This is a genomic window from Terribacillus sp. DMT04 (assembly GCF_019056395.1).
GTDB lineage: Bacteria > Bacillota > Bacilli > Bacillales > Amphibacillaceae > Terribacillus > Terribacillus aidingensis_A.
Genome location: NZ_CP077639.1, coordinates 197,191 through 207,500, shown reverse-complemented (window position 1 = coordinate 207,500; position 10,310 = coordinate 197,191). Strand labels below are relative to the sequence as shown.

The 10,310-nt window shown below is 43.4% G+C and carries 15 protein-coding genes; 8 read left to right on the top strand and 7 right to left on the bottom strand.

Annotated elements, in window-relative coordinates; all coding sequences use genetic code 11:
* Positions 1-353: 353 nt before the first annotated feature.
* Complete coding sequence (locus KS242_RS01175; protein WP_217322651.1) at positions 354-539, bottom strand: hypothetical protein; 186 nt, start codon at positions 537-539, stop codon at positions 354-356.
* Between the two features lie 433 nt (positions 540-972).
* Here KS242_RS01175 and pdaB point away from each other — a divergent pair, with 433 nt between their 5' ends.
* Both pdaB and gerD read left to right on the top strand, forming a co-directional pair.
* Entirely contained in the window at positions 973-1,734 is a 762-nt protein-coding gene (gene pdaB / locus KS242_RS01170; RefSeq protein ID WP_217322650.1) for a polysaccharide deacetylase family sporulation protein PdaB, read from the top strand.
* A gap of 66 nt (positions 1,735-1,800) precedes the next feature.
* Positions 1,801-2,370 (top strand): spore germination lipoprotein GerD, encoded by a 570-nt coding sequence (gene gerD, locus KS242_RS01165; RefSeq protein WP_217322649.1) that lies wholly within the window; start codon positions 1,801-1,803, stop codon positions 2,368-2,370.
* Between the two features lie 154 nt (positions 2,371-2,524).
* Here gerD and KS242_RS01160 read toward each other — a convergent pair whose 3' ends face one another.
* Positions 2,525-3,592: an Mrp/NBP35 family ATP-binding protein gene (locus tag KS242_RS01160; RefSeq protein ID WP_217322648.1), complete on the bottom strand. Its 1,068-nt coding sequence runs from the start codon at positions 3,590-3,592 to the stop codon at positions 2,525-2,527.
* A 101-nt stretch (positions 3,593-3,693) separates the two neighbouring features.
* Positions 3,694-4,416, bottom strand: coding sequence for an N-acetylmuramoyl-L-alanine amidase CwlD (gene cwlD, locus KS242_RS01155; protein ID WP_217322647.1), 723 nt, complete (start codon positions 4,414-4,416; stop codon positions 3,694-3,696).
* Between the two features lie 132 nt (positions 4,417-4,548).
* Between cwlD and KS242_RS01150 the strand changes: the two genes are divergently transcribed.
* The 3 genes from KS242_RS01150 (at position 4,549) to KS242_RS01140 (ending at position 5,805) form a co-directional block, all read left to right on the top strand.
* On the top strand, positions 4,549-4,752 hold the full coding sequence (locus KS242_RS01150; RefSeq protein WP_217322646.1) for a hypothetical protein: 204 nt from the start codon (positions 4,549-4,551) through the stop codon (positions 4,750-4,752).
* A 418-nt stretch (positions 4,753-5,170) separates the two neighbouring features.
* On the top strand, positions 5,171-5,353 hold the full coding sequence (locus tag KS242_RS01145) for a hypothetical protein (protein WP_217322645.1): 183 nt from the start codon (positions 5,171-5,173) through the stop codon (positions 5,351-5,353).
* A 14-nt stretch (positions 5,354-5,367) separates the two neighbouring features.
* Positions 5,368-5,805, top strand: coding sequence for a VOC family protein (locus KS242_RS01140; RefSeq protein ID WP_217322644.1), 438 nt, complete (start codon positions 5,368-5,370; stop codon positions 5,803-5,805).
* A gap of 33 nt (positions 5,806-5,838) precedes the next feature.
* Here the strand turns inward: KS242_RS01140 and KS242_RS01135 are convergent, their stop codons facing one another.
* A complete protein-coding gene (locus tag KS242_RS01135; protein WP_305852597.1) occupies positions 5,839-6,708 on the bottom strand; it encodes a cation diffusion facilitator family transporter in 870 nt (289 codons plus the stop codon).
* 513 nt (positions 6,709-7,221) lie between these two features.
* Between KS242_RS01135 and KS242_RS01130 the strand changes: the two genes are divergently transcribed.
* Entirely contained in the window at positions 7,222-7,383 is a 162-nt protein-coding gene (locus KS242_RS01130; RefSeq protein ID WP_217322643.1) for a hypothetical protein, read from the top strand.
* 82 nt (positions 7,384-7,465) lie between these two features.
* Entirely contained in the window at positions 7,466-7,783 is a 318-nt protein-coding gene (locus KS242_RS01125) for a hypothetical protein (RefSeq protein WP_254391763.1), read from the top strand.
* 51 nt (positions 7,784-7,834) lie between these two features.
* Here the strand turns inward: KS242_RS01125 and KS242_RS01120 are convergent, their stop codons facing one another.
* Positions 7,835-8,392, bottom strand: a complete 558-nt coding sequence (locus KS242_RS01120; protein ID WP_217322642.1) for an ATP-binding protein — start codon at positions 8,390-8,392, stop codon at positions 7,835-7,837.
* A gap of 68 nt (positions 8,393-8,460) precedes the next feature.
* On the opposite strand from KS242_RS01120, the gene KS242_RS01115 reads away from it, so the two are divergent.
* Positions 8,461-8,889: a DUF7878 domain-containing protein gene (locus tag KS242_RS01115; RefSeq protein WP_217322641.1), complete on the top strand. Its 429-nt coding sequence runs from the start codon at positions 8,461-8,463 to the stop codon at positions 8,887-8,889.
* 32 nt (positions 8,890-8,921) lie between these two features.
* Here KS242_RS01115 and KS242_RS01110 read toward each other — a convergent pair whose 3' ends face one another.
* Together KS242_RS01110 and KS242_RS01105 are read right to left on the bottom strand one after the other, a co-directional pair.
* Positions 8,922-9,224, bottom strand: coding sequence for a hypothetical protein (locus KS242_RS01110; RefSeq protein ID WP_217322640.1), 303 nt, complete (start codon positions 9,222-9,224; stop codon positions 8,922-8,924).
* Between the two features lie 103 nt (positions 9,225-9,327).
* Positions 9,328-10,131, bottom strand: a complete 804-nt coding sequence (locus KS242_RS01105) for a glycerophosphodiester phosphodiesterase family protein (protein WP_217322639.1) — start codon at positions 10,129-10,131, stop codon at positions 9,328-9,330.
* Between the last annotated feature and the right edge of the window lie 179 nt (positions 10,132-10,310).

Below are 10,310 nucleotides of genomic sequence, written 5' to 3'. Positions count from 1 at the left end.
TTTGTTCCCGGCAATACCACCACACCATAAAGCAGATACAAATTTCTATCGCACGAATTACACATCTGTTCGAATGATCTCGCTTTAAAGGTTGTTTACGTACTTACTTTTACGGAGGAGGCTTGTAACCATAACGCTGAAGAAGGTAGGTCATTGCATTTCCCTTCTGCGGATGCTGTAAGTCTATACAGAAGGAGATCATCACAGCTGCACAATCAAGTCCTTTCATTTCCGTACATTTGGCAGCCCACAGCCAGATAAAACTCCCTCGTTCGTATCCCTTTGTCTCCGCTCCATTACCTCTGATTCTTCTCTTTCTATACTAAAAGCCAATACAGATAGTGAATCGTCCATCAAATTGCCTTGCCTTCTATAATGCGCTTTTCTGGATTCCGCTGCTTCCATCCTATCGGCAAAGCAGCCAATCGCCGTGTGTCCTGTGTAATTCCTATTACGATAAAGCTTCCTCTACTGTTCACAACTAGCAACCCGCTATGTACTATATTGAAGCACTCTACAATCGATCTCCCTTTCAGCAAATTCCGATTCTCCATCGATTTTCAATGTTTAACTGCTGATTAACCTACCTGCTGACAAACACCCTCCGGATCAAGCTGCACTGCCGCAACTGTAATCAGCACAATAACCATCACCTCATGAATAAGCGTGAGTAAAGAACTTCCGCCCAGTATCTTTATCTTTTCCTTCCCTCATTCAATCACTCCGCTCTCACCACCGCTATCTGTTAATCCCTCCACGTCACTCCCTTAACACCTCAGACATCCATTCGGTAACTCCTCGCTAACTCGCTCCTTTCTAAGGTATAACCGAATGAGACAGTACAAACCCGAACCAATTCTAATGTTAAATTCCTGTCATTTCTCATCTCTCCCCGAGACAAGCATCATGTTCCCGGACAGGCATGCATAGAATGAGACTACATTACTGTGAACAACGAAGGGAATGATAGGCATGCAGCACTTTTATGTATTCCGTTTCAACAAGTGGAAAAGGTGGGCATTCGTCGTAGCGGCGGCAATGTTCACAGCATTGATCATCTGGATGGAGACAAGCAGCTCGCTGTCGGTCTTTTCTTCAAAAGAAAAGCCTGCAGCACTAACCCAAGGAAATAAAGACGAGCCCAATATCGCGCTTACCTTCAATATCAGCTGGGGTGACACACAAGCTCTCCCTATCTTGGATGAACTGAAAGAACAAAATGTAAAAGCTACCTTCTTCGTCAGCGGTGAGTGGGCCGAGCGTCACCCACAGATTATTGACCGTATTGTCGAAGATAAGCATGAACTCGGAATGATGGGATACCGCTACAAAAGCTATATCGAACAAGAACCAGCACAAATACGAAAAGATTTGACGTATGCAAAGGAAATATTCCGCAAGCTCGGGCATGAGGATATAGAGCTGCTTCGCGCACCGACTGGAGATTTTAATACAGAGATTATTCAGTTATCCGAAACACTTGGTCTAAAGGTGATTCAATACAGCGTTAACCCAAAAGACTGGCGCAATCCCGGCACGCAGCTTATCGTCGATGAAGTACTAGAAGAAGCGAACAACGGCGATATCATTCAGCTGCATGCATCTGATTCTGTAAAGCAGACAGCAAAAGCATTGGAAACCATTTTGCCTGCACTGAAAAACAAAGGATATCACTACGTCACTGTCAGTGAACTGATTGCAGGCGGCTCAGCAGAATTGAAAGAAGTGAATTAAATGTATAACTACTGCTCCTTCTGCAGAAAGTAAGTGTACTTACTATACTGGAAGGAGCACGTGTCTATGTATGTACGAATAGTGCCGATCTTGTTCTTATCTCTTTTCGTGCTTGCTTCATGCACAGGCGGCGGCCAAGCCGCAGAGAGCAGCCAGCCCGATTATGATACGACCAAACAGATGGTCGCAGATATATTGAAGACAGATGAAGGCAAAAAAGCCATTTCAGAAGTTATGTCAGATGAAACGATGCAAGATTTGGTGTCACTCGACGCCAGTAAGGTAGAAGATGCGATCAACAAGTCCTGGACATCAGAAGAAGGACAGAAATTCTGGAAAGAGCGTTTTGAGGATCCAGAGTTTGTCGCAGCTTTTGCCAAGAACATTGGTCCGGAACAAAAAAAGCTCATGAAAGAACTAATGAATGACTCTGATTTTCAAAAACAGGTACTTCAAATTATGCAAGATCCGAAAATGCAGGAGCAGATGCTTAGCGTCATGAAGAGTCAGGAATTCCGCAAAGAGATTGAAAAAACAATCCAAGAATCAGCGGAAACTCCGATGTTTGAACAAAAACTGATGCAAACTGTTCAGAAAGCACTAGAAGAAGCACAATCTAAACAAAAAGAGAAATAAAAAAATGAGCCCCAGACCATAATCCGTATGGTTTGGGGCTCTCTTCATATATACGTGAATGGCACTCTATGCTCTGCTGCTGAATTGAGATAGCACCTATGCATCAGTACCAAGACATAACAATACGGAGAGCCATCGTGCTCTCCGCATTTTCTTATTGCATATATTTTTCAAGAATAGCTCGCGCTAAGTCATCATACGCATCACCAAGCGGATGATCTTCTTGATAAACAGCTGGCGCAAACACATCTTCTTCTTTATAAGGCTGTGCTAGCGGCAAGCGGCCGATTACTTCTGTATCAAGTGCATCTGCCAGCTTGTCACCGCCGCCTTTGCCAAAGACGTATTCTTTCTCGCCTGTTGCCTGTACTTCATAATATGCCATGTTCTCTACTACCCCAAGAATCTCATGATCTGTACGAAGTGCCATTTGACCTGCTCGCGCTGCAACAAATGCCGCGTTTGGATGCGGTGTTGTCACAATGATCTCTTTAGAAGAAGGCAGCATTGTATGAATGTCTAAGGCTACATCGCCAGTACCTGGCGGCAGATCGACTAGCAAGTAGTCCAGATCATCGCCCCATTTCACTTCTTTAAAGAAACTTGTCAGCATTTTACCGAGCATTGGGCCACGCCAGATAACAGGTCCGTTATCCTCAACAAAGAAGCCCATTGAAATAATCTTCACGCCAAAACGCTCTACTGGTGTAATCTTGTCGTCCACTACTTCCGGACGTTTCTCAATTCCCATCATCTCCGGCACGCTAAAGCCGTAAATATCCGCATCAATAATACCGACTTTAAAACCAATTCGTGCTAGTGCAACAGCAAGGTTTACCGTTACAGTCGATTTACCAACGCCGCCCTTGCCACTCGCGATATTAATGAATTTTGTTTTCGTATTTTTGTCCAGCAAGGAACTTTGCTGACCACTCGGAGCCTCACCGCTCTGACTATAACGATCGACTACCTCCTGCGGCAGCTGATCAAAGCGCAATCCTACTGTTGCAGCTCCCGCACTCTTCAGAACATTAACAATTTCCTGCTGCAGCTGCATTTGTTCTGCCGTATTCGTTTTGCCGACTAAGATTTTCACACTAACATGGTGCTTCTCTTCCTTAATTCGGATATCTGTAATTGCACCAGTTTCTTCTAGTGTCGTATGTAAAAAAGGATCTTCAATACCATTCAGAAGTTCCCGCACTTTATCTTCTGTTACCATGTGAATGCCCCCTACCTAGCTTGTCTAAGGAAAACGTTTTCCAGACTGCTTTTACCGCTAGTATAACACATTCTTAGCGAAGCTAGGCAAGCGGTGCTCGTTCACTCATCTTCAGGCAATTTCTCTGTCGTATAGCGGAGTATCCCTTCATAAATACTAAACGCCATCTTATCCTGGTAAGAAACATCTTTCAGCAGTTCCAGCTCTCTTGGGTTAGACATAAAACCAATTTCCACAAGTGCACCTGCCGGTTCTGTGTGCTTCAGCAAATACATCGTATTTAGTGCAAGCGGTACGCGCTTTGTATTCTCCAAATTCCGCTTGATCTCATCCTGAATGAATGTAGCCAGCGCTTTACTGCCTTCTTTATCTTTATTGTAAAATGTTTGTGCCCCGGACCATTGCGTAGCAAGCAGTGCATTTGTATGAATACTAATATAAAAATCCGCTTCCTTTTCCTCAATAAAGTCTACACGTTTCCGTATATCCTCTGATTTCCGCCGGGACAGCCCTTTGGTATTTTCATCAGCTAAATCCACATCCGCTTCTCTCGTTAAGTAAACAAGTGCACCTGCCTGCTGCAAATAATCTCGAAGCGATTTTGATACAGCCAAAGTAATCCCTGCCTCCTGCGTACCATCCGCTCCTTCTGCACCGCCATCTACGCCGCCATGCCCGGGATCAATCACGACTGTCTTCCCCGCCAGCGGCAGCGACCAAGAATGGGAAGATTGTTCTGTCGTCACGATTCTTGGTACATAATAAGCGAGCAGCATAATAAATAAAGCACCTGCTACGGCACCTGCAATCCACCTTCTCGTCATTCCTGCTTCCTCCCATACCGCACATTTGTACACTATATGGGACAACCGTTCAAGATATACACTGTTCTTTGGATTTTATACTGGCACTGGTATAATGAAACTATATCCAGATTGAAGAAAAGGACGTACAACATGAAATTCGATAACCAAACTAGAAGATTGTATGTAAATGTTGGGATCTATGTCGTGCTTGGCGGGTTGAGTGTACTGCTCTATCTTCTCCACGATAACCTTATTATCACCGGAGTCTGTATGTTAGTGAGCTACTTAATCAGCTACAGTATCTCCAATCACTTCTACCCGCGCAGTAAAGATAGCATTTATCCAAAAGACTAAAAGAAGTTCTGACGGTGGCCAATTCTATCCTTGATTAACACGAATTCAACGGCAGGAGCCGGGGTAATTGTCCGCAACGAAGCAGATGAGCTATTGATCAAGCTTCGGTCCGATACAAATATCCGGGGATTGGTGAGTCATTAGGAGAAACTGCAAAGCGGGAGCTTTTTGAAGAGACACATTTGCACGCTGAGGCTTTTGCTTCTTGCGTATGTGCTCCGGCCCGGAATTTTACGCCAAGTACCCAAACTGAGATGAGGTCTATAACGTCATTTCTGTCTACGAAGCACATCGTGTATCAAACGAATTCGCCATGCTTGATGGGAAAAGCTTTTTGCACTAGATGATCTGCCCGTACTCAATCACATCACCCAGAAGATGCTTTCTGGCCTACTCATTCCATAAAGGGGCTACGACCATGACACGAAAAACTTTGATGTACCTGCTCATCATGCTGACCGGTTTTGCCATTGGCATTTACAGCAACTTCCCTAACATAGGCACATTATTGCTTATGGCGGTGCTTATTGCCGCAGCAGTCATCATGATTCTTTACAACATCAGCATAGGGTTGAAAAACCGGCGGCAAAATAAACGATAGGAGTGTTTGCCGATATGAATCAGATTAATTTGATTTGCTTAGGTGTAAGAAATATGCAAGCTTCTCTTGCCTTCTACCGTGATGGATTAGATTTTGAAACAAGCGTGAAAGAAAATTCGCCGAATATCGTCTTTTTCAATAACAACGGCACAAAGCTGGAACTGTTTCCGCTTGAGCAATTGCAAAAAGACATCGGCGGAGACAAACCGCCTGCATTAAGTACTGGCGGTTTTCCAGGCTTCACACTCGCGTATAATGCTAAGACAGAACAAGAAGTAGACTATGTCATCGAAAAGGCCGCCCGAGCTGGTGCTACGATTATCAAACAGCCGCAGCGTGTCGATTGGGGAGGCTATAGTGGGTACTTCACCGATCCTGACGGTTATTATTGGGAAGTTGCCTTCAGCGAACATTGGAAATTCGATGAAAACAATATGCTCATTATCGATTAACGCAAAAAGCCAGAAGCAGGCCGCTTCTGGCTTTTATTGTGGTTCAACATGGACATTCACCCAATAGACACCATGTTCTCTTTTCAATGTCTTCTCAACTGTAGTAGCTACATCATGCGCCCTGCGGATATCCAAAGTAGAATTCACCAATATTTCCGTATCTACTATCGCATTATTGCCATAGCTTCTCGCTTTCATTGTTTTAATTCCCTTTACACCTTGAATCTGCAGAATCGTCTCCGTATAGGCTGCCATTAATGTCTCATCAAAACCGTCCGTCAGCTGATGAGAAGCAGCGGCAAATATATCCCATGCTGTCTTGCAGATAATGAGTCCAACCAGAATCGCAGCCACCGGGTCAAGCCAAGTTAATCCGAGCTGAGAACCCACTATACCTACAACAGTTCCGATACTCACGAGTGCATCAGACAAATTATCCTTTGCTGCCGCTTTAACAGATTGACTGTTTATCTTTGTACCTAGCCGCATATTATATCGATAAACCCCAAACATAACGACCGCACCGAAAATACCTGTCCACGCCGCCAGCATATCAGGTGCCTCATTTGATCCATCAAATACATTCAGCACTGCCGTATACAGTACTTGCAAACCTACTGTCATCATAATAAAAGACGCAATCAGACTTGCAACAGTCTCCGCTTTCCAGTGTCCATACGGATGATCCGCATCTGGCGGCTTCCTCGCCAATTTCAAACCAATCAGTACAGCAACAGAAGCGACAATATCGGTAGCGTTATTCAAACCATCTGCGCGCAGTGCTGCCGATCCGCTTATAATTCCAACAATCAATTTCAAAGAAGACAGAACAAGGTAAGCGCCGATACTAATATAGACACCGCGCTCGCCCATCTTCAGCTCCTTATATTTTTCATTTTCCAACGCCTCGTCAGCCCCTTCATTCCGGTTCCATCATCATAGCAGTCTGGCAGCAGGTGGGTCTACAGCAATGATTTTTCAACCTTCCATATAGATAGCCAGCAGCTAATAGTTTTTCCCTAAGCAAAAGCGCAGATAATTCATAAAAGGTTAGCTAATCAAACGATTGATTAAATTAGGCACTATCCGCCCATAACTGCATATGCTAGCGTGAGGAAGGAGCGATGATCAGTGAACAATAATTCGATCATTGTGGAAGAGGAAAGATATGAATTCATCGCTACGGTCATTTCCTATATAGGCCTGATATTATCTATGATCGGAGCGACAATTGCCCTTTACATTTCATACACTTCTTATAAGAGGTCTCTCGAAGGTGCGGCAAACGGAACCGGTTCTACAGCACTTACCACCTCAGTTATTGCATAAGCATGAAAATGCCTCTTGTTTACTACAATGTTAGCGGAGGCTCTTTTATTGAGTACTCAGAAGACAAGCTGGAGGAGGAAGAATAAAATGAAGGAAGATTTGGAACAACGCATTCGCCTGCTGGAATTGGAAGTGGAAAAACTCAAAGAAGAAAACAAACAATCCAGTCACACCTGGCTATGGGCTTTTGTTCCGATACTTGCATTATGTATTCCAGTCTTGGCTATTCTCCGCGATACATTTCAATAAAAATCACTTATTAATTAGGCTGCTGTCTTGCGCCTTCCGCTCCTGCCCGTCATACACTGGCACAGAAAGGAAGGTGTTTTTCATGCAAGAACAAAATCAATTATTAGTACCTTACCAAACAAATCAGCAAGTGTCTTATTCTTATCCTGTTCATACAGATGAATACCGTCGACGCCCCGGCTTTGGCTTCGGCCGCCCAGGTTTCGGTTATGGTCGTCCAGGGTTTGGCTACGGCCGCCCAGGTTTTGGCTATGGCTATGGATACGGCGGACCATTCCTAGGCGGTGTTGTAGGCGGCCTGCTTGGCAGCAGCTTGCTGTATCCGAATTATTATAACCAGCCTACGCCTTACTATCCTCCATACAATCCGTACTATAATAACCAATATTACGGATATTAATATAGATGAAGAGGGATGCAGCTGGTCCCTCTTCTTCCTTTTGGTTTTGTGTTAGGTAGTGATTAAAGCTGTTAATCTATCTAGCACCAATTGCTTGTCCCCTTGGTCTTGTATAATAAAGAAGTGCTCTGATTCATCCTCCAAAGGTATACTACTCAAACCACTTTTCAAGTCCTCTGCCTGATTATCCAGGACTTGTTCAAAGCTAACTGCATTCCTGAGGATAGTTGTACTTCGATTTCCTTTCCTTATCCGCTCACGAAGAAGACAATCTGGCAAATCAAAGTACACAATGATACTGGTAAATCCGTTGTCCTTATAAAACTGCAGCAGTCCAGTTCGTGAAGAAACACGCAAATTAGCATTGCTAATGATTAAGTGTGCATTTGACCTTTCTATAGCATAGTTCACTACAGTTTGCGTAATCGCATGCTTTAACTCTTTCTTGGCTGTCTTTGGGACTAGCTTTTTATAATAATCATGCAAAAAACTTGCATGGTTATCTTGATCAATTAGGACAGCATGTTCTAGCTTTTCTTCTAGCTCCTTTGCGAATGTTGTTTTGCCGCTATGTGTTTTACCGACTGTCATGATGATATACCGCTTCAACTAAATCACCCCCTAATTGGATTAATATGGTACATTCAGTTTATCCATTTTGTAGTGAGGAGAATAGTATGAAGCTGCACATTGACTTCGCGTTCAACTCTGATTTTAACGAACTGCCAGTTCATGAGAGAGATTTATACAATCATTTCTTGCTTGTGGAGGGTCTACTGGAGATTAAGATTAATGACGCTGTTTACTTCTATGAAGAATATTGTGCTTTATTAGCGTTTTATCTTCAATTGGAAAAATGGTTGGCCCAACCGTTTGCTAAACGTGGGGATTTTCTTTATCATACGCTGGAGCTTGATGAAGAGGAACCTTTCTTAGCTGTTAATCATTTTCAGGATCAGGCTCAATTGCATGTGATTTGGCCAGAGGCTGACTTGTACAATGTCTTCCCTGCTGACTACTTGCACAAGGAGTTAGAAAAGTTCTGTTTTCGACTTGGCCCCGCCATAGAGCAGCACTATCAACTACAACTACGGCACTTCCGCTAAATAAGACATACCGCTACTGCGGCATGCCTTATTTAGTAGCTTTGGTCTCTTTGGCTCATTCTTACAATTGCTGCGATTACCATTAACGCACCAGGTAAGAGGAAATATACTAATACGGCATAAATACCGATGGCAGTTGCTGCAATTAAAATCACACCACCGATAATTGGCTTCTTATCAAGTAGAAGTGCCGCGATAATTCCCAGTACACCTGCTGCAATTCCGAGTAATCCGAAATTGCCGACTGTATACGTACTTTCAATCAGCGTTAAGAGCATAGCTAGCAGGGAAGCAATAATACCAAATATGCCTCCTACAATTCCTACTACCTTCATGCCTAACGACTCCTTCCATGCTGCAATTATCTTATTTCTATATCACCCCAGATCGATGCTAAACCTTCAGATATAAAAAAAGGAATAAATCACTAGTTATGATTTACTCCGGTTTCTCCGTTATGTTGGTTAAATACGCTGGATCATCTGAGAAAATACCATCCACGCCATAGCGAAGCATATTCTCTGTCCATTCTCTTTCATCACCCCTGTAATAGGCGTGTACTTCCAGCCCATTCACTTGAATAAGATCAACTAGAGATTCGTCCAGAATTCCCGCATAAATTCCAACACCGACAGCTTTCTGCTGTAAGTCTTGTAATTTATCTGTATCCAACCGCTCTACTTTATCTTTCTTCAGCAGTTGAACTAACGTGATTGCTGGATCTAAATCGTGCAGCGCATTGATGCTAGCTTGACTGAATGACTGCAAAATGACTTGGTTCTGCGGAATGCGATGCTGCTCCAGCAATTGCAGCAAGTCCTCCTCCATAATTAGTTCCCCGTCGTCACTCTCACGTGTTTCAATATAATAGTTTACGCTATCTCCGTATCTTTCTAAAATCTCTTTTAAGGATGGCACCGACTGCCCTTCCCCTGCATCTAACTCCTTTAATTCCTTTAATGTCATATTCTCAACCAAACCTTCACCATCTGTCGTCCGATCAACCGTATCATCATGCATCGCAATCAGCTCACCATCCGCTGTTTTGCGTAAATCAATTTCAATATAATCTGCACCATCATCCAAAGCCTGATCATAAGCCAGGAATGTATGCTCGGGCTCCACCGCAGAAGCCCCGCGGTGGGCGATTACTAGCAAATCATCATTCGTTTCATCAGCCGCTTCTGTGCCAACTAAAGCACAACCAGCCAATAACAATACACCTGCAGCTAACATAATCATCGTAAATTTCTTCATACTATCAATTTAAAAGACCAGCGTAAAGATTACCATGTAGCAGAAGTTAAGAATTATGGGAGAATCATTCTGCCATTTACATTGGCTTTATATAAGTATCGTACAATTCATATATCAAATAAGTTTTACAGTAATAAGTTCGTACACCATAGTTGATGCTTCGG

Bases quoted from the DNA above. Each gene is read 5' to 3' on its own strand.
- pdaB (WP_217322650.1), top strand. From the start codon at position 973: ATGCAGCACTTTTATGTATTCCGTTTCAACAAGTGGAAAAGGTGGGCA.
- gerD (WP_217322649.1), top strand. From the start codon at position 1,801: ATGTATGTACGAATAGTGCCGATCTTGTTCTTATCTCTTTTCGTGCTT.
- KS242_RS01160 (WP_217322648.1), bottom strand. From the start codon at position 3,592: ATGGTAACAGAAGATAAAGTGCGGGAACTTCTGAATGGTATTGAAGAT.
- cwlD (WP_217322647.1), bottom strand. From the start codon at position 4,416: ATGACGAGAAGGTGGATTGCAGGTGCCGTAGCAGGTGCTTTATTTATT.
- KS242_RS01150 (WP_217322646.1), top strand. From the start codon at position 4,549: ATGAAATTCGATAACCAAACTAGAAGATTGTATGTAAATGTTGGGATC.
- KS242_RS01145 (WP_217322645.1), top strand. From the start codon at position 5,171: ATGACACGAAAAACTTTGATGTACCTGCTCATCATGCTGACCGGTTTT.
- KS242_RS01140 (WP_217322644.1), top strand. From the start codon at position 5,368: ATGAATCAGATTAATTTGATTTGCTTAGGTGTAAGAAATATGCAAGCT.
- KS242_RS01130 (WP_217322643.1), top strand. From the start codon at position 7,222: ATGAAGGAAGATTTGGAACAACGCATTCGCCTGCTGGAATTGGAAGTG.
- KS242_RS01125 (WP_254391763.1), top strand. From the start codon at position 7,466: ATGCAAGAACAAAATCAATTATTAGTACCTTACCAAACAAATCAGCAA.
- KS242_RS01115 (WP_217322641.1), top strand. From the start codon at position 8,461: ATGAAGCTGCACATTGACTTCGCGTTCAACTCTGATTTTAACGAACTG.
- KS242_RS01110 (WP_217322640.1), bottom strand. From the start codon at position 9,224: ATGAAGGTAGTAGGAATTGTAGGAGGCATATTTGGTATTATTGCTTCC.
- KS242_RS01105 (WP_217322639.1), bottom strand. From the start codon at position 10,131: ATGATTATGTTAGCTGCAGGTGTATTGTTATTGGCTGGTTGTGCTTTA.